Below are 926 nucleotides of genomic sequence, written 5' to 3' on the forward strand. Positions count from 1 at the left end.
TGGTTTAAAGTCTGCTCACGTTCGTCATTGGTTGAATAAGAATTGTCACGAGATTTACCAATAGTATCAATCTCATCAATGAATACGATACATGGCGCTTTATCGTTGGCTTGTTTAAAGAGGTCACGCACTTTAGCTGCCCCTCGTCCAACAAACATCTCAACAAATTCAGAACCTGCGATAGAGAAGAATGGGACACCAGCTTCACCAGCAACGGCTTTGGCCATCAAAGTTTTACCTGTCCCAGGAGGACCTACTAGTAAGACACCACGCGGTGCTTGGGCACCGATTTCTTGGTATTTCTTCGGTTCCTTCAAGTAATCTACCACTTCAACCAAAGACTCTTTGGCTTCATCTTGACCAGCCACATCTTTAAAGTTTCGTGAATTATCTGATTTCACATAAATTTTGGCATCTGATTTACCAAAGTTCATGCCACCAAAGCCACCACCTGAAAGGTCAATCTTAGAATCAGAACTACCTGTCATCTTCTGCATTAGTTTACGCATTAACCAATAAATCACAGCAAACGGTAAAATAAAGGTCAGTAAGAATGAGATAAATGGTGACGTTGGTTGATAGATTTCCGTTTGGTAAGTCACATTGTTCGATTCCAAACGGTTAACTAAATCAGGATCATCCACCTTACCAGTGGTATATACTTGCGTTTCGCCGTCCGTTTCAGCGGTCCAAGTTAAATCATATTGATTAATTTCAACACTTTCTACCTGGCCAGCATCTACTTGGCTCACAAATGAAGAATAAGGAACTTCTTCTACCTGCATCCCAGTAATGGCTGGGAATAATAAATTCAAACCAAGGATTACCAATATTATCCACCAGAAGGCATTCATAAAGTTGAAATAACCACCACCATTAGGTGAGTTCCCAAAATTAAACCCTTTCTTCCGATTTTTATTCTGTTT

1 protein-coding gene is annotated in these 926 nt (G+C 40.3%); it reads right to left on the bottom strand.

The genetic code is table 11. The annotated features are described in order from the left end of the window. On the bottom strand, window positions 1-926 hold a 926-nt coding region (locus ACRCJ0_RS15820), incomplete at both ends, for an ATP-dependent metallopeptidase FtsH/Yme1/Tma family protein (RefSeq protein ID WP_431391139.1).

The organism is Aerococcus sp. L_32 (assembly GCF_050689315.1).